The organism is uncultured Ruminococcus sp. (genome assembly GCF_946415235.1).
Classification (GTDB): Bacteria; Bacillota; Clostridia; order Oscillospirales; family Ruminococcaceae; genus Ruminococcus.
Genome location: NZ_CAMKRR010000004.1, coordinates 1 through 25996, shown reverse-complemented (window position 1 = coordinate 25996; position 25996 = coordinate 1). Strand labels below are relative to the sequence as shown.

The 25996-nt window shown below is 48.3% G+C and carries 25 protein-coding genes; all 25 read left to right on the top strand.

Features of this window, described 5'->3' with window-relative positions; genetic code table 11:
* The gene (locus tag Q0R37_RS01905) at positions 1–1122 is read left to right on the top strand and encodes a hypothetical protein (protein ID WP_294750510.1); all 1122 of its coding nucleotides are present in this window, start codon (positions 1–3) and stop codon (positions 1120–1122) included.
* Positions 1123–1181: 59 nt separating this feature from the next.
* Positions 1182–1445 carry a hypothetical protein gene (locus Q0R37_RS01900; protein WP_294750508.1) on the top strand — a complete coding sequence of 88 codons (264 nt, stop codon included), beginning with the start codon at positions 1182–1184 and terminating at the stop codon, positions 1443–1445.
* A 10-nt stretch (positions 1446–1455) separates the two neighbouring features.
* Entirely contained in the window at positions 1456–2310 is an 855-nt protein-coding gene (gene rsmA / locus Q0R37_RS01895; protein ID WP_294750506.1) for a 16S rRNA (adenine(1518)-N(6)/adenine(1519)-N(6))-dimethyltransferase RsmA, read from the top strand.
* Positions 2310–3011 carry a precorrin-2 C(20)-methyltransferase gene (gene cobI, locus Q0R37_RS01890; RefSeq protein WP_294750504.1) on the top strand — a complete coding sequence of 234 codons (702 nt, stop codon included), beginning with the start codon at positions 2310–2312 and terminating at the stop codon, positions 3009–3011. The genes rsmA and cobI overlap by 1 nt, the downstream gene beginning before the upstream one ends.
* Positions 3001–4143, top strand: coding sequence for a cobalt-precorrin-5B (C(1))-methyltransferase CbiD (cbiD, locus tag Q0R37_RS01885; RefSeq protein WP_294750502.1), 1143 nt, complete (start codon positions 3001–3003; stop codon positions 4141–4143). Before cobI ends, cbiD begins: the two co-directional genes overlap by 11 nt.
* Positions 4136–4894, top strand: a complete 759-nt coding sequence (gene cobM / locus Q0R37_RS01880; protein ID WP_294750500.1) for a precorrin-4 C(11)-methyltransferase — start codon at positions 4136–4138, stop codon at positions 4892–4894. The genes cbiD and cobM overlap by 8 nt, the downstream gene beginning before the upstream one ends.
* The gene (locus Q0R37_RS01875) at positions 4891–5931 is read left to right on the top strand and encodes a cobalt-precorrin 5A hydrolase (RefSeq protein ID WP_294750499.1); all 1041 of its coding nucleotides are present in this window, start codon (positions 4891–4893) and stop codon (positions 5929–5931) included. Before cobM ends, Q0R37_RS01875 begins: the two co-directional genes overlap by 4 nt.
* The gene (gene cobJ, locus Q0R37_RS01870; protein ID WP_294750497.1) at positions 5928–6656 is read left to right on the top strand and encodes a precorrin-3B C(17)-methyltransferase; all 729 of its coding nucleotides are present in this window, start codon (positions 5928–5930) and stop codon (positions 6654–6656) included. Before Q0R37_RS01875 ends, cobJ begins: the two co-directional genes overlap by 4 nt.
* Entirely contained in the window at positions 6649–7395 is a 747-nt protein-coding gene (cobK, locus tag Q0R37_RS01865; RefSeq protein WP_294750495.1) for a precorrin-6A reductase, read from the top strand. Before cobJ ends, cobK begins: the two co-directional genes overlap by 8 nt.
* A 4-nt stretch (positions 7396–7399) precedes the next feature.
* Complete coding sequence (cbiE, locus tag Q0R37_RS01860; RefSeq protein WP_294750493.1) at positions 7400–8590, top strand: precorrin-6y C5,15-methyltransferase (decarboxylating) subunit CbiE; 1191 nt, start codon at positions 7400–7402, stop codon at positions 8588–8590.
* A complete protein-coding gene (locus Q0R37_RS01855) occupies positions 8587–9933 on the top strand; it encodes a cobyrinate a,c-diamide synthase (protein WP_294750491.1) in 1347 nt (448 codons plus the stop codon). The genes cbiE and Q0R37_RS01855 overlap by 4 nt, the downstream gene beginning before the upstream one ends.
* Positions 9926–10975 carry a nicotinate-nucleotide--dimethylbenzimidazole phosphoribosyltransferase gene (gene cobT, locus Q0R37_RS01850; RefSeq protein WP_294750489.1) on the top strand — a complete coding sequence of 350 codons (1050 nt, stop codon included), beginning with the start codon at positions 9926–9928 and terminating at the stop codon, positions 10973–10975. Before Q0R37_RS01855 ends, cobT begins: the two co-directional genes overlap by 8 nt.
* Positions 10972–11490: a bifunctional adenosylcobinamide kinase/adenosylcobinamide-phosphate guanylyltransferase gene (locus Q0R37_RS01845; protein WP_294750487.1), complete on the top strand. Its 519-nt coding sequence runs from the start codon at positions 10972–10974 to the stop codon at positions 11488–11490. Before cobT ends, Q0R37_RS01845 begins: the two co-directional genes overlap by 4 nt.
* Positions 11487–12257, top strand: a complete 771-nt coding sequence (locus Q0R37_RS01840) for an adenosylcobinamide-GDP ribazoletransferase (protein ID WP_294750485.1) — start codon at positions 11487–11489, stop codon at positions 12255–12257. Before Q0R37_RS01845 ends, Q0R37_RS01840 begins: the two co-directional genes overlap by 4 nt.
* Positions 12254–12652 (top strand): bifunctional adenosylcobinamide kinase/adenosylcobinamide-phosphate guanylyltransferase, encoded by a 399-nt coding sequence (locus Q0R37_RS01835; RefSeq protein ID WP_294750484.1) that lies wholly within the window; start codon positions 12254–12256, stop codon positions 12650–12652. The genes Q0R37_RS01840 and Q0R37_RS01835 overlap by 4 nt, the downstream gene beginning before the upstream one ends.
* Complete coding sequence (locus Q0R37_RS01830) at positions 12642–13202, top strand: histidine phosphatase family protein (protein ID WP_294750482.1); 561 nt, start codon at positions 12642–12644, stop codon at positions 13200–13202. Before Q0R37_RS01835 ends, Q0R37_RS01830 begins: the two co-directional genes overlap by 11 nt.
* Positions 13199–14170, top strand: coding sequence for an adenosylcobinamide-phosphate synthase CbiB (gene cbiB / locus Q0R37_RS01825; protein WP_294750480.1), 972 nt, complete (start codon positions 13199–13201; stop codon positions 14168–14170). The genes Q0R37_RS01830 and cbiB overlap by 4 nt, the downstream gene beginning before the upstream one ends.
* The gene (locus Q0R37_RS01820; RefSeq protein ID WP_294750478.1) at positions 14164–15198 is read left to right on the top strand and encodes an aminotransferase class I/II-fold pyridoxal phosphate-dependent enzyme; all 1035 of its coding nucleotides are present in this window, start codon (positions 14164–14166) and stop codon (positions 15196–15198) included. Before cbiB ends, Q0R37_RS01820 begins: the two co-directional genes overlap by 7 nt.
* Positions 15191–16657 (top strand): cobyric acid synthase, encoded by a 1467-nt coding sequence (locus Q0R37_RS01815; RefSeq protein WP_294750476.1) that lies wholly within the window; start codon positions 15191–15193, stop codon positions 16655–16657. Before Q0R37_RS01820 ends, Q0R37_RS01815 begins: the two co-directional genes overlap by 8 nt.
* Positions 16657–17286 (top strand): precorrin-8X methylmutase, encoded by a 630-nt coding sequence (locus Q0R37_RS01810; RefSeq protein WP_294750474.1) that lies wholly within the window; start codon positions 16657–16659, stop codon positions 17284–17286. Before Q0R37_RS01815 ends, Q0R37_RS01810 begins: the two co-directional genes overlap by 1 nt.
* Positions 17287–17430: 144 nt before the next feature.
* Positions 17431–19665, top strand: a complete 2235-nt coding sequence (locus Q0R37_RS01805; protein WP_294750473.1) for a SpoIIE family protein phosphatase — start codon at positions 17431–17433, stop codon at positions 19663–19665.
* Between the two features lie 247 nt (positions 19666–19912).
* Complete coding sequence (gene glgB / locus Q0R37_RS01800; RefSeq protein ID WP_294750471.1) at positions 19913–21943, top strand: 1,4-alpha-glucan branching protein GlgB; 2031 nt, start codon at positions 19913–19915, stop codon at positions 21941–21943.
* Positions 21944–21979: 36 nt separating this feature from the next.
* On the top strand, positions 21980–23206 hold the full coding sequence (locus Q0R37_RS01795; RefSeq protein WP_294750469.1) for a glucose-1-phosphate adenylyltransferase: 1227 nt from the start codon (positions 21980–21982) through the stop codon (positions 23204–23206).
* A 16-nt stretch (positions 23207–23222) separates the two neighbouring features.
* Positions 23223–24344 (top strand): glucose-1-phosphate adenylyltransferase subunit GlgD, encoded by a 1122-nt coding sequence (gene glgD / locus Q0R37_RS01790; protein ID WP_294750467.1) that lies wholly within the window; start codon positions 23223–23225, stop codon positions 24342–24344.
* Between the two features lie 15 nt (positions 24345–24359).
* Positions 24360–25781, top strand: a complete 1422-nt coding sequence (glgA, locus tag Q0R37_RS01785) for a glycogen synthase GlgA (RefSeq protein WP_294750465.1) — start codon at positions 24360–24362, stop codon at positions 25779–25781.
* Positions 25782–25996: the final 215 nt, after the last annotated feature.

Below are 25996 nucleotides of genomic sequence, written 5' to 3'. Positions count from 1 at the left end.
ATGAAGATAGTTTACATATCGGACAATAATATGTTTCTGTGCAGTGACGGAAAGGTCACGGCGCTTCCCTGTGAAAGGGCGGAAAAATACACTGATACAGTCAATGAGATAAACAAGAACAAGGAGTGGAAGCATTCGGGTGCAGGCGCCATGTTCAGAGAGGATATCGATTATTACGCCGACGCTTCAAAATTTGTCAGGATAAACGGTGTATCCGCTGCAAAGGACGACTTTATCTATTCGGCTGTGCTTGGTGAAATGGGTGCTATTTACAGGAAGAGCGCTGATTCGCCCAAGGCTCCCGAGGGACATATTTATACGGGTATGAACAGGAATATCGGCAGTATCGCCTATAAAAACGGCAGGATAGCCGCAATACTCGACGGGCACCTTGCAATATTCGACGAGCGCGGTGACTATGACGAGCTCACCGACGGACATTCCTTGGAGGACTCTCCTTTCTGGTCGGCTACGGACGACAGGATATTCTGCTCAACAAGGGGACGCGCCCTCGAGGGCGGCAGCGGTTATTCCGCAAGCTCGATACTTGCGGTCGATGAGAACGCAGGTACTATAGACACTCTTTTTGCGGAAGAGGGGAATGATCTCCTTGATCCTAAAAATGATGCTGACGGCAATTATTACTTTATCCGTCAGCCTTACAAGCAGGAAAAGGAGGCAAAAGAGCCTGTATGGAAATCGGTGCTGCTTTTTCCTGCAAGACTGATAAAAGCACTGTTTGGCTTCATCAATGCTTTTTCCGTCCTGTTCGGCGGCGAGCCACTCAGGAAAAGTCAGAGGAAGGGCGATGTCAAGTCGAAAACAAAGACTCCGAGGGAGCTCTTCCTTGAGGAAAGAATGCGTGAAGCCGAGAAGAATGAAAAGGAAAATGCTGCGGCAGGTGACAAAAATCCCGGTATATTCCCGAGAAGCCGTGTCCTTGTAAGAATAAGCCCAGACGAAACAGAGACCATACTCTGCAAGGGAGTTCTTGACTATACGATATGCAGTGAGGGAGTTATATGCTCAAACGGCAAGGAACTGCTCCTCATAAGCAATGACGGCAGCGAAAAGGTAATAGCAAAAGCTGAGCTCGCTGAAAAGCTCAGTGTAATAAATTAAAAGCAGATGCCCGAAAGACGGGTATGAAAAAACTTTATCTATGAACAGGAGGCTTAAGTATGAAAATCAACGTTATTGGCGGAGAAATGAACAGATGTGAGATCGACGAGTACTTAAAGTACGCAGCACAGAAATATGTCGGCAGACAGATCGGGCAGATAGATATAGTCATCGACGGCGAATTTGTGGATCTGAAGGTCTATTTCAAGGACATGGATTTTCAGAGAGCCTACCGTTCTGCCGATTATCTGGTAAATACCATGGATAAGCTCAATGACGCAAAGCGCAGCGAGTTTTCCGAAAAACAGCGACACAGCGTTTAAGGAGTACTGAATGAATCTAACCAACATCGGAACAGTGAAGGATATACTTTCGCGTCACGGCTTCAGCTTTTCAAAGGGTCTGGGACAGAATTTCATAATCAATCCCGATATCTGTCCGAAAATAGCAGAAAACGGCAATGCCTGCAAGGGCTTCGGAGTGCTTGAGATAGGAACGGGTATCGGAGTCCTTACGGCAGAGCTTGCAAAACGGGCGGACAAGGTCGCGGCTGTAGAGATAGATACAAGGCTTCTTTCCATACTTGCCGAGACTTTGTCTGACTTTGACAATGTAAAAATAATCAACGAGGACGTAATGAAATGCGATCTGCACAGGCTTATCGACGAGGAGTTCAAGGGGCTTCGGGTAGCGGTGTGTGCAAATCTGCCATATTACATTACGTCCCCCATCATTATGATGCTCCTTGAGAGCCGTCTGCCGATAGAGTCTATAACCGTAATGGTACAGAAGGAAGCCGCACAGCGCCTTTGTGCAAAGGTGGGCTCAAGGGACTCGGGAGCAATAACAGTGGGAGTGAACTATTACGGCACTGTCAGAAATCTTTTCGGCGTTTCGCGTGGCAGCTTCATGCCTGCGCCTAATGTGGATTCGGCAGTCATAAGGATAGATATAAACAAGGAGCAGCGTCTTGACGAGGAAAGCGAGAAATTCTTCTTCAGGGTAGTCAAGGCAGGCTTTTCACAGCGAAGAAAAACTCTTGCGAACTCGCTTTCATCGGTCATGGGAATACCTAAGGAGAAGGTTTATTCCGCACTGAGAGCCGAGGGACTTCCCGAGGCTGCACGTATAGAGCAGATCGATATGGATAAGCTCATTGCAGTCTCTGCGGAGCTGATGAAGCAGTAATGGGCAGGCTTTACGGTGTAAGTGTGGGTCCCGGTGACCCGCAGCTCATGACTTTGAAAGCTGCAAATATCATAGAAAAGTGCGGAGTTATAGCGGTGCCCCGCACAGGCGGAGAAACCTCCATTGCTCTGTCAATAGCGGAGCAGGCTGTGGATTTGTCAGGCAAAAGAAAGCTTTATTTCGACTTCCCGATGACAGCTGACAGGGAAGAGTGCGGAAAAAACTATTCGGACATAGCCGACAGACTTTGCAGCGAGCTTGAAAACATTGATGCTGCTTTCCTCACTCTCGGTGACATTTCCGTGTATTCCACGTTCAGTCATATAGGCAGCCTTGTGGGAAAAAGAGGCTTTGAGACCGAGATATGCGCGGGAGTTACCAGTTTCAGTGCGGCGGCTGCTCTGCTCGGAGAGCCCCTTTGCCTCGGAGACGAAGAGCTGCATATTATCCCGTACGACTGCGGAGATATTGAAAAAGCACTTGAACTCGGCGGCACAAAGGTCATAATGAAGGCAGGCAGAAGGGCTGAGGATCTCATAGGGCTCATAAAGGCAAAGGGACTGTCGGGATGTACAAAAATAGTATCGAACTGCGGGCTTGCCGATGAAATAATATATCGCTCGGTCGGCAGCATTGACAGCGAGCTCGGATACTTTACGCTTTTCATAATAACTGACAGGGAGAATTTCCATGAAGCTTGAGGAATACATTTGCAGAGGAACACAGAAGCTGCGCTGCGGCTATACAACAGGTTCATGTGCGGCAGCTGCTGCAAAAGCTGCTGCGGAAATGCTCATGACAGGCAGGAAAGCTGACTCTGTGGAGATAATGACTCCAAAGGGCATCAGACTGTGTCTTGATGTCAGTGAGCAGAGAATGAGTGCGGAGAGCGCTGTATGTGCCATAGTCAAGGACAGCGGCGACGATCCCGATATAACCAACGGTATAAGCGTTTTTGCCGAGGTATCTGCTGCGGACAGCGGAGTTGAGATAATAGGCGGCGAGGGCATAGGCGTTGTGACAAAGGCAGGTCTCGATCAGCCTGTGGGTGAAGCTGCCATAAATTCCGTACCTCGCAGAATGATACGCGAAGCAGTCATGGAAATTGCGGAGAAATACGGCTATTCGGGCGGTTTCCGTGTGACGGTATCGGTACCCTGCGGAAAAGAGATAGCCAATAAGACCTACAATCCCCGAATGGGGATAGAGGGCGGTATCTCCATTATCGGCACAAGCGGCATCGTTGAGCCCATGAGCAATTCCGCACTTGTGGAAACTATCCGCACCGAGGCGAAAATGCGCCGTGCCGAAGGGCAGAGGAATATGCTCCTGACACTGGGAAACTACAGTGAGAGCTTCGTGCAGAACGAGCTGCCGTTTTCTCTTGACAGAAGCGTTACGTGCAGCAACTTCATCGGCGATGCTGTTGACATAGGACTTGAGCTCGGCTTTGAGAGCATACTTATAGTCGGTCATATCGGCAAGCTGGTAAAGCTCGGGGCAGGTATAATGAATACCCATTCCTCCTATGCGGACGGACGAATGGACGTGCTCGTTACCTGCGGAGTCCTTGCGGGAGCTGATACGGATACTTTGAAAAGGATACCCGAATGTGCAACGGCTGACGCTGCAATGGATATCCTCGATGAAAAGGGATATCTTGAAAAAACAGCGGAAGTTCTTGAAAAGCGGATGGAAACTTACCTCAATGCAAGGGTAAAGGGCGAAGCAAAGATAGCGGCGATCGCTTTTTCCTTCAAGCGCGAGCTCCTTATAAAAACCTCCCTTGCAGACGAACTTATACAGGCAATAACAGGTGAAGAAAATGGTTGATTTTGTTGGTGCGGGCTGCGGAGCTCCCGACCTTATAACACTCAGGGGAAAGCGGCTCATAGAGAATGCCGATGTTATTATCTATGCAGGCTCTCTTGTAAATCCCGAGCTCCTCTCATATGCAAAGCAGGACTGCGAGATACATAACAGTGCTCTTATGCACCTTGACGAAGTGATAGAGGTAATGAAAAAAGCTGAAACTGAGGGAAAGAACACAGTTCGTCTCCATACGGGTGATCCTTCGGTATACGGAGCTATACGCGAACAGATGGACAGGCTTGACGAGCTTGATATACCATACAGCGTTACTCCGGGAGTAAGCTCATTCTGCGGAGCTGCGGCTGCGCTGAGAGCTGAGTATACGCTCCCCGATGTATCACAGACTGTCATTCTCACAAGAATGGCAGGGCGTACTCCCGTCCCCGAAAAAGAGAGCATAGAGAGCCTTGCAGCTCACAATGCGACTATGGTCATATTCCTCAGTGCAGGCATGACGGAGGAGCTCTCGCTGCGTCTCATAAAAGGCGGATACAGCGAAGATACTCCCGCTGCTATCGTATACAAGGCGACATGGGAGGACGAAAAGGTAGTGCGATGTACTGTGGCTTCTCTTGATGAAGCGGCGAAGAAAAACGGTATAACTAAAACTGCGCTTATAACTGTCGGCGGTTTTCTCGGAAATGACTACGAGCTTTCAAAGCTCTATGATAAAACATTTGAAACTGAATTCAGAAAGGCAGAAAAAACATGAATATAGCTGTGTTTTCGGTCACCGAAAACGGCAGGAAGCTCTCGCTCAGAGTGGGCGGGCTGCTTGAAGCCGAGCATAAGGTGAGCCGATATTGTTTTCATAAGCATACCGACGATAATTCGGCTGTATTCTGGAATATGGGAAGCATGGTAGGACGCCTTTTCGAGCGCTCCGATGCCTTTGTTTTCGTGTGTGCCTGCGGTATTGCGGTACGTGCGGTAGCTCCATACCTCGGTACGAAGGCTGATGATCCCGCAGTTATAGTCATGGACGACTGCGGAAAATTCGTTATCCCTGTTCTTTCGGGACATATCGGCGGAGCAAACAGGCTTGCGGAGATAATAGCCGAAGGTCTCGGTTCGGAAGCTGTCATAACTACCGCTACGGATGTAGGCGGGCGTTTCTCTCCCGACAGCTTCGCTGCTGCCAACGAGCTGATACTGACTGATCTGAAAGCTGCAAAGGAGATCGCTGCCGAGGTGCTTGATGATGAAAAGATAGGCTTTTACAGCGAGTACCGCCACAGCGGACTTCCCTCGGAGCTGACGGAATTCGGCATTTGCAGGACGGGCATATGCGTTAGCACAGATACCGAGAAGAAGCCATTTCCTGTTACCCTTAATCTTGTCCCGAGGAATATAGTTCTCGGCATCGGCTGTAAGAAGGGCACTTCCGCAGAAGCTGTCAGGAATGCGGTAAGTGAAGCTTTTAAGCAGAATGATATGGACATGAACAGGATATCGGAAGCTGCTACCATCGACATCAAAAAAGACGAATCAGGTCTGTGCAGCTTCTGCGAAAGCGTGGGAATAAAGTTGAATACCTATACTGCTGAAGAGCTTATGTCTGTCAGCGGAGAATTTGAAAGCTCCGACTTTGTACTCGAAACAACAGGTGCGGATAATGTATGCGAAAGAAGCGCCGTTCTTTGCAGCGGCGGAAAGCTGATAATGAAAAAGACAGCAGCTGACGGTGTAACTGTTGCGGCTGCTGAAAAGCCGGTATATCTTGATTTTGAGAGGAACATATCACTATGAAGCTTTACGTTGCGGGCATTGGCTGCGGAAGCAGGAACGGCATCACCATTGAAGCTGAAAAAGCTATACTCAGCAGCGATATCGTGGTCGGATATACAGTCTATATCGAGCAGATAAAGAGCTTTTATCCCGAAAAGGAATGTATTTCCACAGGTATGAAGCAGGAGCGTGAGCGCGTTGAGCTTGCACTGCGGAATGCCTCTGACGGGAAAACAGTGGCTCTTGTGTGCAGCGGCGACAGTCAGCTTTACGGCATGGCAGGTCTTGCCATTGAGCTCTCTGTGAACTATCCCGAAGTTGATATCGAAGTAATACCTGGAGTGACGGCGGCTTTCAGCGGCGGAGCAGTTCTCGGTGCGCCTATGACACACGATCTTGCACTGATAAGTCTTTCCGACCTTCTTACTCCCATGGAAAAGATAATAAAGCGTTTGCGCTGTGCGGCGGAGGGGGATTTTGTGATCGCTCTGTACAATCCGTCCTCGAAAAAACGTGCGGACTATCTTCAAAGGGCGTGTGATATCATACTTGAATACCGCTCTCCCGAAACTGTCTGCGGTATAGTCGGCAATATAGGCAGAGAGGGACAGCAGAGCAGAGTCCTTATGCTGAATGAGCTGAGAGAAACACAGGTGGATATGTTCACTACGGTCTTTATCGGGAACTCCGAAACTAAGGTCATAAACGGGAAAATGGTCACACCAAGAGGCTATCGCAATGTGTAGGATACTGATTTTCGGCGGAACTACAGAGGGCAGGGAGATAGCCGAGTACTGTGCGGAAAAAGGTATCGCTGCCACTGTTTCCGTGGCTACTGAGTACGGTGCGGAGCTGCTCCCGAAAAGCGATCGTATCAAAAAGCTCGTTGGCAGACTTGACGCCGGCGGGATCAGAAGGCTTATAACAGAGCTTGAATGTTCGGCTGTCATAGATGCTACCCACCCCTATGCGGAAGAGGTAACAAAGAATATAAAAGCTGCCTGTACGGGACTTGAAGTAGCTTATTACAGGCTCATACGAACACAGGAGGAGCTTTCCGACTGCATAAAAGCCGAAAGCATGGATGAGCTTGTGAAGATACTGAACAGCTCTGATAAGAAAGTCCTCAGTACACTCGGGAGCAAGGAGCTGCCAAAGCTTGCAGAAGTCCGCAGTTTTTCAGAAAGGATATGGATAAGGGCACTTCCTGTGGAAGATGTGCGGAAAAGCTGCATAGAACTCGGATACAGCGGGGACAGGCTCATACTGGAAAAAGGTCCGTTCACAGTTGAGCAGAATATCGCTCATATAAGAAAAAGCGGTGCGGAACTGATTGTCACGAAGGAAAGCGGTGCAGTGGGAGGTTTTCCCGAAAAGCTTAAAGCAGCGGAAATATGCGGGGTAAAAGTGATAGTGCTGACGAGACATGCGGAAAATGGTCTTACAGCTGATGAAATAAAGAAAATCATAGACGAAATGAGGTGAAGAGTTGAAGATATACATAGTCGGGACGGGAATGGACGGCGTAAAAACGCTGACAAATGAAGCGGCTGCTGCAATTGAAGATGCTGAAGTACTTATAGGCGCGGAGCGTATGCTTGAGCCGTTCAGAGATCTCGGAAAGAAGCTCTTCGCTGAGTACAGGAGCGACGAAATAGTCCGATATATTGAAGAAAACAGTATTTCCTCCGCAACAGTGCTAATGTCGGGAGACTGCGGCTTTTTCAGCGGTGCAAAAAAGCTGAACGAGAAGCTTGCGAAGTATTCTCCCGAAGTTATATGCGGTATTTCTTCACCTGTTTACCTTTGCTCAAAGCTCGGAAAAGAGTGGTCTGACTGTTTTTTTGTGAGCCTTCACGGTAAAAAAGCAAGTATCGTGAGAAATGTGAGAGCTCACAAAAAGACATTTTTCCTCCTTGGCGGAGATATAACAGCAGCTGATGTATGCCAAAAGCTCTGTGACTTCGGAATGGGGGATATTAGCGTATATATCGGAAAAGACCTTGGTTATGACAGCGAGATGATAAAGAGCGGGAAAGCTTTTGAGTTTACTGACAGCGCCGTTGACAGACTGTGTGTCATGCTGTGCGAAAATCCCGATAACGAGCGCTTTATCCCATGCGGCATTGCCGATGATGAGTTCATAAGAGGCAATGTTCCGATGACAAAATCAGAGGTCAGGGCAGTTGTTGTTGCCGGGCTTGACATAGGTGATGACAGCGTTTGCTGGGACATCGGCAGCGGTACGGGTTCAGTGGCAGTTGAAATGGCTCTGCGCTGCGGAAACGGTACAGTCTGCGCTGTGGAGAAAAATCCCGAAGCAGTGGAGCTTACAGATAAGAACAGGATAAAGTTCGGCTGCGACAATATTGAAGTATACTGCGGAGAAGCGGCTGAGATCATTGAGAAGCTGCCTGTTCCCGATGCTGTTTTTATTGGCGGTTCGGGTGGTCAGTTATGCAGTATTGTCGAAGCGGCTGTTATAAGAAATCGCAATTTACGGCTGACCGTTACTGCTGTTTCGCTGGAAACTCTTTCACAGTGCACAGCAATTTTTGATAAACTCGGACTTGAAGCCGAGATAACTCAGATAGCGGTGACCCGAACCCGAAAAGTCGGCAAACACACAATGCTGAACGCTGAAAATCCCATATGGATAATAAAGATGAAACGCCTATGAAAAGAATACTTATAGGCGGCACTAACAGCGGCTGCGGCAAGACTACCATAGTCTGTGCGATTCTTGCTGCGCTTAAAGCAAGAGGACTTGCAGTGAGCAGCTTCAAATGCGGTCCCGATTATATTGATCCGATGTTCCATAAGAGCATAATAGGTGCGGATTCCTACAATCTTGACAGCTTTTTCTGCAATGACAATACGCTTAAGCATCTGTTGTGCGAAAACGATAAAAACAGCGATATATCAGTGATCGAAGGAGTTATGGGCTTCTATGACGGAGTGAACGGACAGGGCTCTGCCCATTCCGTATCAATGGTGACGGGGACTTCCTCTGTAATTGTTATCGACTGCAAGGGAGCGTCGGAATCCATAGGTGCAGTGATGAAGGGCTTCATGGATTATGAAGTCCCGAACAGGATAAGCGGCTTTATTTTCAACAGACTTCCCGAACGTCTCGTGCCTCTTGCAAAGGAGCTTTGCGAAAGGCTGGGGAGTCGATATTTCGGATTCTTTCCCGTGAACGGCTTTTCACTTGAAAGCAGGCGGCTCGGACTTGTTACGGCTGCCGAGGTCACTGACCTTAAAGCAAAAACGAAGGAGCTCGGAGAGCTTGCGGAAAAGCATATACTGCTTGATGAACTGATAGCAGCTTCGGAAGCTCCGCTGCCCGAATATATACCTTTAAAAGTGGAAAGTCTTTTTAAAAACAGCAAGCCAAAAATTGCTGTTGCAAGGGACGAGGCGTTTTGCTTTATTTATGATGAAAATATTGAGCTTCTCAGGCAGCTTGGCTGTGATATCGCGTATTTTTCACCGATAAAGGATAAAATGCTTCCCGAAAACTGCTGCGGACTGCTGCTCAGCGGAGGTTATCCCGAGCTTCATGCAGGGGAGCTCTCGGATAACAGTGAGATGCTTGCTGCCATAAAAATGGCGGTGACATCAGGTATGCCGACTATCGCTGAATGCGGCGGCTTTATGTATCTGCATGATACGATTAAGACGTCGGACGGGCGCGAATACAAAATGGCAGGAGCTTTGAGCGGTACTGCATATGAGACCTCCCGCCTGCAGCGCTTCGGGTATGTTACACTTACTGCCAGCGAGGACAGCCTTATCTGTGAGAAAGGTCATAGAACAGCCGCTCATGAGTTCCACTACTGGGACAGCACTGACTGCGGCAGCTGCTTCAATGCAAAAAAAGCGGACGGCAGGGAGTGGAGCTGTATACACGGGGGAAAGTCTCTTTATGCAGGCTTTCCGCACTTGTATTTTTATTCGGATATCAGCATTGCCGAGCGGTTTGCAGCTGCTTGTGCGGAGTTTGGAGGTATTTATGGATAGGATAGCTCATATAAAGCCTGTCGACAGGAAATATGCCGACCTTGCACAGGCTCGCTGGGATACGGTCGCAAAGCCTCTCCGAAGCTTCGGCATACTTGAGGAGATGTGGAACAGGATAGCGGCTGTGCAGCGTACCGATATGCCGAATATCTTCAACCGTGCAGTAGTTGTCATGTGCGCTGACAACGGAGTTGTTGCAGAGGGCGTGACACAGTCGGATAATTCTGTCACGGCTGTCTGCGCCGAGGAAATAGCATACGGCAGGTCGAATATAAATGTTCTTGCGGACGTTTACCGTGCCGAGGTCGTTGCTGTTGATATAGGCATCGCCCGTGATATGACCTGCAGGGGACTTCTGAACCGAAAGGTGTGCAAGGGTACAGCCAATATCGCTGTGGGACCTGCCATGTCGGCTGAAAAGGCGAGGCAGGCAATAAAAACAGGCATGGACATAGTCGGCGAGCTTGCGGACAAGGGCATAAAGCTCATAGTCACAGGAGAAATGGGAATAGGGAATACCACTCCCACAGCAGCGCTGTCATCGGTCCTCCTCGGACTGCCGCCCGACATTGTAACAGGACGCGGTGCAGGTTTGTCAACTGAAGGACTTGAGCGTAAAATAGCAGTCGTCAAGCGGGCGATAAAGATAAATTCTCCCTTTTCCGATGACGGTGTGGAGCTCCTCTCAAAGCTTGGAAGCTTTGAAATAGCAGGAATGGTCGGTCTTTTCCTCGGAGGTGCCTGTTACGGAGTCGTAACTGTCATAGACGGCGTTATTTCAGCAGCTGCGGCTGTGCTGGCTTCCATGATAGCACCTGCGTCGGTGGACTATATGCTTGCGGGCCATGTTTCTGCCGAGCCTGCGGGAAGAGGGCTGCTTGAAAAGCTGGGTCTCCGTGCAGTCATAGACGGTGAGCTGAGACTTGGCGAGGGCACGGGAGGTATACTTCTCCTGCCGCTTCTTGACGGAGCAGCGGCTATATACTACAATTCACACAGATTTGACAGCTCAGGCATAGAAAGGTATGTGGAACTGAAATGATAACACTTGTTACAGGAGGTACAAAATGCGGGAAATCAGGCTATGCTGAAAAAGTACTTGAGAACTTCCGCGGACCTAAATACTATATCGCCACAATGAATCCCGTGGGTGACGATGCAGATGAGATAATAGCACGTCACCGTGAATCACGCAGGAACAAGAACTATATAACGCTGGAATGTCCCCGTGATGTCGACAAGCTCGATCTGCCCATAGGATGCGGAGTTCTCCTTGAATGTATCGGCAATCTCTGTGCAAACGAGATGTACGTGGGCGGCAATATATTCAGACCGTCAGATAAGATAATAAGCAATCTTAAGTCCCTTGGTGAGACAGCTTCGGAGTTCGTCATAGTAACGAATGAAGTAGGCTGTGACGGAAACAGCTATTCGGCGGACCTTATGGCGTATGTCAGCGAGATAGCTCACATAAACAGCAGGATAGCGGAGTTTGCGGATAATGTGGTCGAATGTGTTTACGGGATACCTGTTGCGCTGAAGGGCAGACTTGTATGATAAGGTCGTTTATTACAGCCTTTCAGATGTACTCGCGCATACCCATGCCGAGGATAGAATGGAGACCCGAGAACCGCCGCTATGCACTGTGCTTTTTCCCGTTTGTAGGAATGGTCATGGGCTGCCTTTTCATGCTTTGGGACAGGCTTTGCACACGGCTCGGGACAGGCAGCCTTCTCTTTGGTGCGGGAGCTGTGTTTCTGACAGTTCTGGTCACCGGCGGTATACATCTTGACGGCTTCTGCGATACCTGTGACGCAAGGGCTTCATGGGGAGACAAAGCGCGTAAGCTGGAGATCCTGAGTGACTCGCACATAGGCGCTTTTGCCGCCATAAAGCTGGGAGTTTATCTTGTGCTTTATACTGCGCTTCTGTCGGAGCTGCAAGGGACGCCCGCCGCTGCGGTCACAGCTATCGGATATGTGCTTTCGCGAGCTCTCAGCGGACTTGCTGCCGTAGCGTTCACAGCGGCAAAAAAAGAGGGGAGCCTTTTTGATTTTACAAGCAATACACATAAAAATGCTGCGCTTTTCATACTTGCTTTTACTGCTGCCGCAAGCTGCTTTGCAATGGCAGCTGCGGATATACCTGCGGGAATTTCTGCGGCGGCAGCCGCATTGCTCCTGATGATGTACTATCGTCACATGGCATACAGGGAATTTGGCGGTATAACAGGCGACCTTGCAGGATGGTTCCTACAGGTATGCGAGCTTCTGATCGCAGCAGCTGCCGTTTTCACATACAGAATAATGGAGGTCATAGCATGAAATTTGTAATAGGAGGAGCATATCAGGGCAAGATAGATACTGCCTGCGAGATGTTCGGACTAAAGGAGTCCGATATGGTCAACGGCTCGACCTGTGATTTTGAGGAAGTTTTTACAGCTAAGTGCATAAAGAGCTACCATAGGATAATCGCCCGTCTTATGGCGCAGGGAGTGAGCCCCGTTGATTTCACGAAGAGGCTCTGCCTTGAAAACAGCGGTGCAGTTATAATAATGGACGAGATAGGCTGCGGTATAGTACCTGTTGAGAAATCGGAGCGCAAGCGCCGTGAGGAAACAGGCAGGTGCGGCTGCATAATCTCTTCCGCAAGCGATACCGTTATCCGTGTTATCTGCGGAATACCCGTATTCCTGAAAGGCGGAAGGGATGAGGATTGATTTTATCCGTCACGGCAAAACTGAGGGAAACCTTGAAATGCGGTATATCGGCAGGACTGACGAGCCCCTTTCCTTTGCGGGCATAGCAGAGCTTGCGGTCATAAGCTATCCGACCTGCGGAAAGCTCGTATCAAGTCCCATGAAGCGGTGCCTGCAAACAGCAGAGCTTATTTTTCCTGATACCGCTCCCGTTGTCTGTGAAGCTCTCAAAGAATGTGATTTCGGAGATTTCGAGGGCAGGAACTATATCGAGCTCAGCCTTGACAGCCGTTATCAGCGATGGATAGACAGCGGAGGCGAAGGGGCATTTCCCAACGGAGAATTACCCGATGACTTCAAAAAGAGATGTGTTGACGGCTTCCTGAGCTGTATTGCGGATATGTACGATGCCGAACACCTGACATTCGTTGTTCACGGCGGTACCATAATGTCCATTATGGAGCATTTTGCAGTTCCGAAGAAGAGCTATTACGACTGGCACACTGCAAACGGACATGGTTTTGTCACTGAGTTTGACGGAAAAAATATTACTGTAACGGAGAAAATATGAACTATTTGACAGCGGTGCTCCCGCTTCTTATAGGCGCCGCGGCAGACTGCGCCATCGGCGATCCTTATACCATGCCCCATCCGATACGTCTTATAGGCAGACTGATCTCACGGCTCGAGGTATTTGTACGCAGTCACTTTGCAGGCAGACTTCGCACAGGCGGAGTGTTCCTTGCCATAACAGTTTTGTTTTTGTCGGCCATCGTTCCTCTGATAATACTCATTATCTGCTACAGTATCAGCTTGTTGCTTGGAGCTGTCGCAGAGGGTGTCATGTGCTTCTATCTGATGGCGGCAAGAGATCTGCGGGACGAAAGCATGAAGGTCTATAAGGAAATTGATTCGGGAGATATTGAGGGAGCGCGCAAGGCAGTTTCAATGATAGTTGGCAGAGACACGGCAGTTCTTGATGAAGCAGGAATTATCCGTGCTGCGGTGGAGACTGTTGCGGAGAATACCTCTGACGGCGTGACAGCCCCGATAATGTATATGTCTCTCGGGGGAGCAGTCCTCGGATTTTTCTATAAGGCTGCGAATACAATGGATTCCATGATAGGCTACAGGAACGAAAAATACGCGGATATCGGGCGATTTGCCGCAAGGCTTGACGATGTCCTGAATTATATACCTTCACGCATCACTGCACTTGCGATGATAGTCTGCGCTCCTTTGCTCGGACTTGACGTCAGTGGCGCATACCGCATCTGGAAGAGAGACAGGAGAAAACACGCCAGTCCCAACTCGGCACAGACGGAATCGGTATGTGCGGGAGCTCTCGGAGTAAGGCTTGCAGGGGATGCATATTATTTCGGCGAGCTCCACAAAAAGGCGTATATCGGCGATGCTCTGCGGGAGATCGAAAACGAGGATATACGCCGTGCAAACAGGCTTATGTATGCAGGCTCGGCACTGGTATCTGCAGGAGCATTCATCATAAGAGCGCTGATATTCGGGGGGATCATATGCTGAACAGACATCACGGCGGGAATGATCTTTCACTTGATATCAGCCTTGATTTTTCTGCCAATCTTAACCCTCTCGGAATGCCTGAAAAGGTCAGGGAAGCTGTTATTGCTTCTGCTGCGGGATGGGAAAAATATCCCGATCCTTTATGCGGGGAGCTTCGCGGAAAGCTCTCGCAAAAGCTGGGAGTTCCCGTATGCGATATCGTCTGCGGAAACGGTGCGGACGACCTCATATACCGCATAGTTTCTGCATTGAGACCGAAAAGGGCACTCATATGCGCTCCCGCATTCGGAGAGTACCGAAAAGCACTTTCGGAATACGGCTGTACTGTTGATGAGCATTTTCTACGCATCGAAAATGACTTCGCTCTTACCGAGAGCATACTTGACAGTATCGCAGGCAGCGATATGCTGATACTTGCTTCACCGAACAATCCCACAGGTCAGATAATAAAGACGGAGCTTCTTGCTGCAATAGCTGAAAAATGCAGTGAGACAGGTGCGTATTTCTTGTGTGACGAGAGCTTTATCGGCTTTTCTCCCGAGAGTGAAAAGCTTACCGCACTGAACCTTCTGAACGGGAATACCATAGTTCTTCGTTCCTTTACGAAGCTGTTTGCAATGGCAGGGCTGAGGCTTGGGTATACTGTTTGCGGAAGCAGAGCTATCGCTGAAAAAATATCAGCCTCGGGACAGTACTGGAGCGTTTCCGCTCCTGCACAGGCGGCAGGTATTGCCGCACTTGACGAAAATGATTACATTAAGAGAACGGCAGATCTAATAAAATCCGAACGGGAACATCTTGCGGCAGAGCTCGCAGGCATGGGGGTAAAAGTGTTCCCGTCGGATACTGATTTTATTTTATTCAGAGCACGCACCGACCTCGGAGAGCTTCTTCTGGAAAGAAAGATACTTATCCGCAGCTGCGCTGATTTCAGCGGACTGGACGGGGGCTTTTTCCGCACGGCAGTTAGAACGGGCTTTGAAAATGAGCAGCTTATAGCTGCAATAAGGAGGATAATGAATGGCTAAGGCTATTATGATTCAGGGGACTATGTCCAATGCAGGAAAGAGTTTTTTTGCGGCTGCGCTGTGCCGCATCTTAAGACAGGACGGGTACAGCTGTGCTCCGTTCAAATCACAGAATATGGCACTCAATTCATATATAACCGCAGACGGCTGCGAGATAGGAAGAGCTCAGGCGATGCAGGCGGAGGCGGCAGGGATCGAGCCCTCGGTGCTCATGAATCCCGTTCTGCTGAAACCCACTACCAATATCGGTTCGCAGGTAATAGTGAACGGCAGAGCTGTTGGAAATATGTCCGCAAAGGAGTATTTCAGCAGAAAGACAGAGCTAATCCCAAAAATAAAGGAGGCTTATGACAAGCTTGCCGCACAGCATGATATTATCGTTATCGAGGGTGCGGGAAGTCCTGTGGAGCTCAATCTGAAAACAGATGATATCGTGAATATGGGCATGGCAAAGCTTGCAAAAGCTCCTGTTGTTCTTGTGGGAGATATCGACAGAGGAGGAGTTTTTGCACAGCTTCTCGGTACGCTGAGCCTCCTTGAAGATGATGAGCGGAACATGGTTAAGGGCCTTGTTGTGAATAAGTTCAGGGGAGATATCTCGCTTTTCGACAGCGGAAAGGATATCCTTTTCAAGCGCGGCGGCAAGCCTGTTCTTGGTGTAGTTCCGCAGCTGGACTGTGATATCGAGGACGAGGACAGTCTTTCGTCAAAGCTGGAGGGAAAGTCTTCGGGACTTATCGACATTGCTGTGATAAAGCTGCCTAAAATATCCAATTTTACGGATCTTGACGTATTTTCGCAGTATGACGGAGTAACCGTCCGCTATGTGACAAGATATGAGGAGCTTGAAACTCCCGACATGATAATAATTCCCGGTACAAAAAGCACTATCTGCGATATGAAATGGCTACGCGAGAGCGGCATGGAAGCTGTGATAAAGAGGAATGCCGCAAACGGCGTCCCTGTATTCGGAATATGCGGAGGATATCAGATGCTTGGGGAGACGATCGCCGATCCCCTTGACAGCGAGTGCGGCGGAAGCATAAGCGGTATGGGACTTCTGCGGTGCAGGACCGTATTCATGGGTGAGAAAAGACAGACTCAGACCAGAGGCAGATTCAGGAATATCGGCGGATTTTTCAGCTGTCTCAGCGGTGCGGAGTTCAGCGGCTATGAGATACACATGGGCAGCACTGACAGCGGCGAGCGTGAGCTGCTTGACTGCGGCGGCGCATACTCGGGCAGCGTTTACGGCTGCTATATCCACGGTTTATTTGATGATTCACAGGTATCCGAGCGGATAGTGAAAAGGCTCTACGACAGCAAGGGGATAGCTTACCGCGGCGGAGTTGTCGACAGGAACGCCTACAAAGAACGACAGTACGACCTGCTTGCAGAGGGGGTACGCAGGAGCATTGATACCGACCTGCTCTACAGGATAGTTGAGGAGGGCGTCTGATGGAGTTTGAATACATACTTCCTAAGGATATAGAAAGGCGGAGCTTTGAGATCATAGAAGCTGAGCTTGGCAGCAGAAAGCTTTCCGACGGCATAAAGCCCATAGTCATGAGAGCTATACATACAACTGCGGATCTCGACTACTATGAGAATATGTATTTCTCGGAAAATGCAGTGGAAACAGCTCTTTCAGCCATAAAGGACGGAGCGTTGTTTGTTACGGATACCAACATGGCAAAGGCAGGGATAAACAAGGCTGCACTTTCACGTCACGGCTGTTCTGTCGAGTGCTTCATGGCTGACAGCGATGTGGCAGCTTCGGCTGCCGAAAAGGGTATAACAAGAGCGGCGGTATCTGTGGACAAGGCGGCTGCACTGGGAAAAGATATCATATACGCAGTCGGGAATGCTCCCACTGCCCTTATAAGACTGAAGGAGCATATTGACAGAGGCAGCTTTGTACCGCGGCTGATAATAGGTATGCCCGTAGGTTTTGTAAACGTGGTGCAGTCTAAGGAAATGATAATAGAAAGCGGAGTCCCGTGCATAGTTGCCCGCGGAAGAAAGGGCGGCAGCAATGTAGCGGCTGCGGTCTGCAATGCGCTCCTGTATATGGCTGATGAAAAATGATAACGAATGGCTGTGCTTTGCACAGCTTTTTCATTTTCTGTCACAAAGCGACGGTATCATTTTTTTATAGCGGCGGATAACGACAAAAACCTCACATTAATGATGGTATAATTTAGCTATCGTATATTTTGTGAGGTGTGATTTATGTTGAATATAAAGGCGATAATGTCTTGGAAGTACAGCGGTGCAGCGGCTGCTTATGCAGCAGCTGCAGCAGCGGGCTTTTTTCTTGCGGGGACGAAAATAGCGGGAGTTGCTTCCTTTGCGGATATATCCATTTCAGGTGCGCTGGAGCTGCCATATTCAGCGGCTGTTTTTGCGGGAAGTCTTGTCCGCAGCATTATCGGCGGCGATATCGGACATAATATAGTTAAGCTCTCATCGCTTGCACTGATAGTGATAATAAAGATGTTCCTTGAACCGAAAAACGATCCCAAGCTCAGCGGCATAAATACTGCCGTAAGCATTTTTGTTTCGGGAACAGCTGTGTCTGCGGTGATCGGGGAGCTCATGTTCAAGCTGCTGTTTTACGGTTTCTATGCGCTGCTTGCAGGCTATACGGCATATTCCGCATCGAAGGTGCTGCTTGACATAAGGCGGCACAAGACGGTAAGCGTGTCGGGAATGAGCGGCTTTTCCTGCGCGGTAGTTTACATCATGCTGATATCATCGCTCTGTGCGGTGGAGCTCCCGACGCTGAATGCGGGCATCATAGCTTCGGCGGTGTTCACACTTACGGGAGCGTATTTTTATCGTCAGAACGGAGGAGTATTCTGCGGAGCACTTTCAGTATGCGGAGCCTTTCTCTCGTCATCGTCAGTGGGCATGAATATAGTTCTTCTTCCTGCCGCAGGTCTGCTCACGGGCTATCTGTACAGACAAAAAAATCACATAGCGTCAGCCTGTTTTGTGGGCATCAATTTCGTACTGACAGTCCTTACGGGTATGACTGTAAAGGGCGTTGAGAATATGATAGATATTATATGCGGAGCCGCTTTATTTATTCCTGTTTCGGCGCTGTTTTCGGATAAATGGATAAGGACGGGAAGCGAGAGCGCAGCAGCTCTTCCCGAGATGATAGGCATAAAAATGAAGTTCCTGTCGAATACGGTCAGCGAGCTCCGCAGCGAGTCCGAGCGTATATCGCATATGCTTGCAAAGGGGGCTGATATCGACCGCGAGATAGCGGAAAATTCTGACAAGGTATGCACATTGTGCTACAGGCGGGCATTCTGCTGGAAGTCCGACAGGGGCAATACATACCGCGGTTTTACAAAGCTTGCGGACATGACGGAATTTGCAGCGGAAAGCTTCCCTCATGAGCTTGACGACTGTATCCGCAAAAGCGAGCTTGCGGAGGTCTTTACTCAGAGCTCACGTGAAAAAGCTGCTGCAAAGCTCATGGAAATGCGCTTCTCGGAAAGCAGGAGCCTTATGTACGAGCAGCTGAAAATAACGGAGGATATAATCCGTTCCGCCGGTGAACGTGTCGATGTGAGCTACTCTGAAAACATAAGCAGGAACATAAGGCATAAGCTTGAAAAATTCGGGATGAGCCCCGAAAACGTCATCGCCTGCTATAACAGCAGGAACCGTCTTGTGGTGGAAATATACTTCGGAAATGAAGAAGCTCCCGAGTCGAGTACACGTATTTGCGACCTTATCGCCGATGAGCTCCATCTTTCGCTTGACTGTACCGAGCCTGTACGTTCGGGAAAAGAGGTGCGTATCAGAGTTTACGAAAAGCCTCATTTTGGAATGGAAGTATATGCCGTTTCGGCAAGGGCGGATAATTCCGACGATAACGGAGATACTCATACAGTATTCTTTGACGGCAGCGGAGCGGCTTACGCTGTGCTTTCGGACGGCATGGGAACAGGCAGGGAAGCAGCCTGTGAATCGAGAATGGTCGTGGGACTTTTTCGCAGACTGGTAACAGGAGGAGTGGATTTTTCGACTGCGGTGAAGCTTATTAATTCGGTCATGGTGACAAAGTCGTGGCAGGAGAGCTTCGCTACTCTTGATGCTGTCCGCATTGATCTTGACGAATGCAGCCTGACGGTCATAAAATCAGGTGCGGCGGCAACTCTTATAAGACACTGCGGGAACGTCCTCAAGGTTACTTCACCCACATTCCCCATAGGCATATACGAAGCCTCGGAGGTCTTTGTGAAGGACTGTGAATTTGAGAGCGGCGATATCATAATAATGTTTTCCGACGGCATATCCGAGAACGCTTATCCCTTCATCAAGGAGCTGCTTCTCGGGGGAGATGACCTCAGACATATTGTGGACGAGATAAGCGGAAAGGCTCAGGTCTTTAACCCGGGGATACACTCTGACGATGTGACTGTCATCGGCGTGAGAGTTACGGGTTGACGGGGAAAAGTCCTGCTTTTGTGAACAAAATATTAACTCAAATCGTGTCTATCACATGAAAAAAAGCAGCTTTTGCTGTGCATATTAACAAAGCTGACCGAGATAATCTCAAAACAAATATGTCAAAATGCACTAATTGCAATGCCTAATATTAGCATAACGTCTGAATTTTTTTCATAATCACCAAAAAAGCTTGAATAATTCTGCTTATTCTGATAAAATGTATTATAGCAAAGGAGGCTGAATTATGTCTGTTTACAATAACAATAACAATCCCAACGATTTTCCGCTCTACCTTTTTTATCAGGGCAAGAACTACGAAGCATATAAGTTTTTTGGTGTGCATTCCGCAAAAAAAGGAAGAAGCAAGGTCTATATATTCAGGGTTTGGGCTCCTAACGCTGTAAGTGTTTCCGTTGTCGGAGACTTCAATAACTGGGACAGGAAAAGAAATCCCATGTCTATGATAGCTGAGGGGATCTGGGAAGCAGAGATACCAAAGCTCAAACAGTATGACGCATATAAATTCAGTATCGAAGCCAGAGACGGCAGGATACTTATGAAGGCAGATCCCTATGCTGCTCATTTTGAGACTCGTCCGGGAACTGCCTCTAAAATATATGAGAGCAGCTATGAATGGCAGGACAGCAGATGGTTCGAGAACAAGAATTCTGTCAGCATTTACAAAAGCCCCGTAAACATATATGAAGTCCACCTTGGTTCATGGAAGAATTACGGTGAGGATAAATTCCTTGATTATGTTACCTTTGCAAAGGAGATAATACCTTATCTGAAAAAAATGTCATACACCCATGTGGAGTTCATGCCTCTTACGGAGTATCCTTATGACGGCTCGTGGGGCTATCAGGTAACGGGATATTTTGCTCCTACTTCAAGGTACGGAACTCCCGATGATCTCAGGAAGATGATAGATATGTTCCATGATGCGGGCATAGGTGTTATCTTCGACTGGGTGCCCGCACATTTCCCGAAGGATGAGGCAGGCCTGTACGAGTTCGACGGAAGCTGCTGCTATGAGTATTCGGACGACCGCAAAAAGGAGCATAAGGCGTGGGGAACACGTGTATTTGACTTCGGCAGGGCTGAGGTGTGCTCGTTCCTGATATCCAGTGCCAATTACTGGTTCGACGAGTTCCATATCGACGGTCTGCGTGTAGATGCGGTAGCTTCGATGCTGTATCTTGACTACGACAGGCGCGAGGGAGAATGGGCTGCGAATATCTACGGCGGCAACGAGAATCTTGAAGCGGTAGAGTTCCTCAAGCACCTCAACGAAGCAGTGTTCCGCAAGCACCCCGACGCTCTAATGATAGCAGAGGAATCAACGGCATGGCCGCTGGTAACAAAGCCTACCGATATCGGCGGACTGGGCTTCAACTTCAAGTGGAACATGGGCTGGATGAACGATATGCTGAGCTATATGTCCCTCGACCCCATATATCGTGCCTTCAATCACGATAAGCTCACCTTCTCGTTTTTCTATGCCTTTTCCGAGAACTATATCCTGCCTATCTCCCATGACGAGGTAGTACACGGAAAGTGCTCGATGATAAATAAGATGCCGGGAAATTACGAACAGAAGTTTGCTTCATACCGTGCGTTCCTCGCATATATGATGGCTCACCCCGGTAAGAAGCTTCTGTTTATGGGACAGGAATTCGCACAGATGAGCGAGTGGAACTATAAGGCTCAGCTCGACTGGAACCTGCTGAATTTCGACGCTCACAAGACAATGCAGAAGTTTTCCGAGAAGCTGAACAAGTTCTACATGGAAAACCCGCCGCTGTGGCAGGACGACGATTCGTGGAACGGCTTCGGATGGATATCGAATGACGATTACAAGCAGAGTATCATCTCGTTCAGACGTATCGACGACAACGATGAGGAGATAATCACAGTCTGCAACTTCGTTCCCGTTGAACGCAAGAACTACAGGATAGGCGTTCCTTACAAGGGAAGATACAAGCTTGTTTTCAATACCGACGCTGTGGAGTTCGGAGGCTCGGGAGTCACCGAGAAGACCTTCAAATCAGACAGCGTCCCCATGCACGGACACGATAACAGTATCACAATGACCCTTGCTCCTCTTTCGGTGATATACCTCAGATATGTACCGGCTAAAAAGAGAGAGCCAAGGCAGAAAACGGAGATCGTAACAGCCGTACCGAAGAAGACGGCAGCAAAGTCCAAAATGCCTGCTTCAGAAACGGCTGTGAAAACAAGGACTACGGCAAAGAAAAAATCATCTGCAAAATGATCATAACAGATACGAAATTGTATTGGAGGAATAACAATGTACAGTAAAAAAAGAGTCGTTGCAATGCTCCTTGCAGGCGGTCAGGGCAGCAGACTGTATGCGCTGACCAAGAATGTTGCAAAGCCCGCAGTACCATACGGCGGTAAATACAGACTCATAGACTTTCCGCTTTCAAACTGCACCAACTCAGGTATAGATACGGTAGGAGTTCTTACTCAGTATCAGCCTCTTGTGCTGAACGAGTATATCGGCAACGGCCAGCCGTGGGACCTTGACAAGATGAATGGAGGTGTTCATGTACTTCCGCCCTACGAGACACAGGCAGGGGCTTCATGGTATGAGGGTACAGCGAACGCTATATACCAGAATATGGGATTTATCGAGAGATACGATCCCGAGTATGTGGTAGTTCTCGGCGGAGACCATATCTATAAGATGGATTATTCCAAAATGGTGGATTTCCATGTTGCAAACAACGCCGACTGTACTATCTCGGTAATTGATGTTCCGAAAGCAGAGGCTTCACGCTTCGGCATAATGATATGCGACGATAAGAAGCAGATCGTTGACTTTGTTGAGAAGCCCAAAGAGCCCAAGTCAACTCTTGCGTCAATGGGTATATACGTATTCAGCTGGGCAAAGCTGAAGGAGTATCTCATAGAGAACGAGAACGAAGCCAATGCAAAGCGCGAAAAGGGCGAGCCGTGGTCAAAAGACTTCGGCAAGGATATCATCACATCAATGCTCAAGGACGGACAGAGACTCTTTGCGTATGAGTTCGAGGGATACTGGAAGGATGTCGGAACGCTTGACTCACTGTGGGAGGCGAACATGGATCTCCTCAGTCCGAATGTCCCGCTCGACCTATACGATCCCAACTGGAAGATATATTCACGAAACAACAACTATCCGCCGCAGTATGTGGGTGACAATGCCTGCATTGAGAACTCCATGATCTCAGAGGGAAGCACTATTGACGGAACAGTCGATTTCTCCATTCTGTTTTCTGGCGTTACAATCGAACCGGGCGCGACTGTGAACTACAGCATCGTAATGCCGGGTACTGTTATAAAATCGGGAGCTGTTGTTGAATACGCTATCATAGGAAGCGACAGTGTTATCGAAAACCGTGCTCACGTGGGATCAAGTCCCGAGAATATTGACAACAGAGAACGATGGGGCATTGCCGTTGTCGGACATAACGTAACTGTATCGGCTGAAAAAGTAGTAGAGCCGAAACAGATCATCGGCGAGAATATCTGACGGAGGGAATGTTACTATGAGTGTTAATTATAATGTTTTGGGACTTGTCTTTGCAAGTATGCATGATTCTTATGTCAGTGAGCTGACAAAATCAAGAACGATGGGTTCGATACCTTTCGGGGGACGTTATCGCCTTATTGATTTTCCTCTGTCGAATTTTGTAAATTCGGGAGTTTCAGAGGTAGGCGTAATCACAAAATCAAACTACGGTTCGCTTCTCGATCACCTCGGATCGGGACGTGACTGGGATCTTGCCCGTAAAAAGGGCGGCCTGCATCTGCTTCCGCCGTACAGCCAGACGGGCGGCATATACAAGGGCAGACTTGACGCCCTTAACAACATATGGGGCTTTGTTGAACATTCAAATGCAAAGTACGTGATAATGTCCAACTGTGATGTTGTCACAACGCTCAATTTCAATCCTGCGCTCAAGCAGCACATGGACAATGAAGCAGATATAACCCTTATCTACAGCAAGGGCTATTACGACGGCGAAAAGAGCAACTGCGCCACGGTGCTTGAGTTCGATGAGAACAACTGTCTCAAGGACGCTCTTGTAGCTCCGCAGATAAAGGGTGAGTGCAGTCTGTGGCTCGAAATGTGCATCATCACAAAGGAATTCCTTAAGAAGGTGGTAGCTGACGCGGCAAGCCGCAATCAGCACAGCTTTACCCGCGAGATACTTCAGAGCGGAAACAAGGATTTCAAGATAATGGGCTTCAGACATGACGGCTTCTTTACAAGGATAGACAGTATTCAGGATTATTACAATGCAAGCAGACTTCTCCTTGATCCTGCAAAGAAAAACGCACTGTTCATGAAGAATATGCCTGTATTCACAAAAATAGGCGACAATGGTCCCGTAAAATACGGACTTGAGTCGAATATAAAGGATTCTCTTATCGCAGACGGCTGCATAATAGAGGGAACGGTAATAAATTCCATCCTCTTCAGAGGCGTAAGGATAGGGAAGGATACAGTAGTAAAAGACTGCGTATTGTTCCAGGGAACCAAGGTTGGTACGAGCTGCAGTATTTCATCGGTGATAACCGATAAGAATGTAGAGATAAGCAATGCAAAGGTGCTTACGGGCTCCGAGACATATCCGCTGTATATTGGAAAAGGCGGTAAGATCTGACGGCGGTGATCGAATATGAAAATACTTTTTGCTGCCAGCGAAGCTGTGCCTTTCGCAGCTTCAGGCGGTCTTGCAGATGTTGTAGGCTCGCTTCCGAAAGCGATAAAGTCAAAAAGGCATGACTGCAGGGTGGTGATACCGCTCTATAAGTCCATAAAGCCTGAGATACGCGAGAAAATGGTGTTTCTCGCAAATATTACTGTTGACGTTTCATGGCGCAAACAGTACTGCGGAATATTCATGACCATATATGAGGGCATAACTTATTACTTCATAGACAACGAGTACTATTTTTCGAGAGACGGACTCTACGGTTTCTATGATGACTGTGAGAGATTTGTTTTCTTTGACAGGGCAGTGCTTGAAATGCTGAAGTATATAAAGTTCACTCCCGACATTATCAATTGCAACGACTGGCAGACAGCACTGATACCTGTTTATTACAATGTTTACTATAAGTATCAGCAGGGATATGACGGAATAAAGACAGTATACACTATCCATAATATAGAGTATCAGGGAAAGTACGGAAAGGAAGTCCTCAGCGAGCTCATGGGAATACCTATGTATAACGCGGGACTTATCGAGTATGACGGTTATGTCAATATGATGAAAGGCGCTATCGAGACTTCCGACATGATAACGACGGTAAGTCCGAGCTATGCGTGGGAGATAATGGATCCGTGGTATGCTCACGGTCTTGACAGGATACTTGTTACAAAGCAGTATAAGCTCCGCGGCATCATGAACGGCATAGATACCAAGCTGTATGACCCCGAAAAGGATAAATTCATCTCGGCGAACTATTCCGCCAAAAAACTCGGCGGTAAGGAAAAATGCAAGGAAGAGCTGATAAAGGAGTTCGGTCTTGCTGAAGGAGATGAGCCGATAATAGGCATTGTATCACGTTTTGTAAGACACAAGGGCATAGACCTTATACGCTGTGTTTTTGAAGAAATGGTGCATGACGGTATCAAATTCGTTATCCTTGGAAACGGTGAGAAGATATATGAGGATTTCTTTCTTGAAATGGCGGCGAGATATCCTGAAAGAGTATCCGTAACGATAGGCTTTGAGCCCGAACTTTCACACAGGATATATTCGGGAGCGGATATGTTCCTTATGCCTTCACAGAGCGAACCCTGCGGTCTGGCTCAGATGATAGCCATGAGATACGGAGCTGTTCCCATAGTCCGCGAAACAGGAGGCCTCAGGGACTCTGTACGTGATAATGGCGGCGAGGACGGCAACGGATACACATTCAAGACGTACAATGCAAATGATATGCTTGACGCAGTAAAGCGCGCATGGAACGATTATAACGATAAAGGAGTCTGGGAGGAGCTCGTAAAGAGAGCTATGGAATGCGACCACAGCTGGGCAGCTTCGGCAGATATGTACATCACTTCGTACAAAGAGCTTCTTGCCTCCGAATGAAAATGAAATAGTAAAAGGCGTCTTTCAGGCGCCTTTTATGTCCGAAAACCACTTAGATAAGGTGAATAAAGAAAGCGTCCGTGATTTCGTACAAAAAGAAATGAATTATTTGGGCAAAATTTGATTTGACAAATTACGGGATAGATGATATAATATAATCACTGTCCGACAGATACGGAAAAGTCAAGTGAGAAAAAATTGAAAGAAATTTTTAA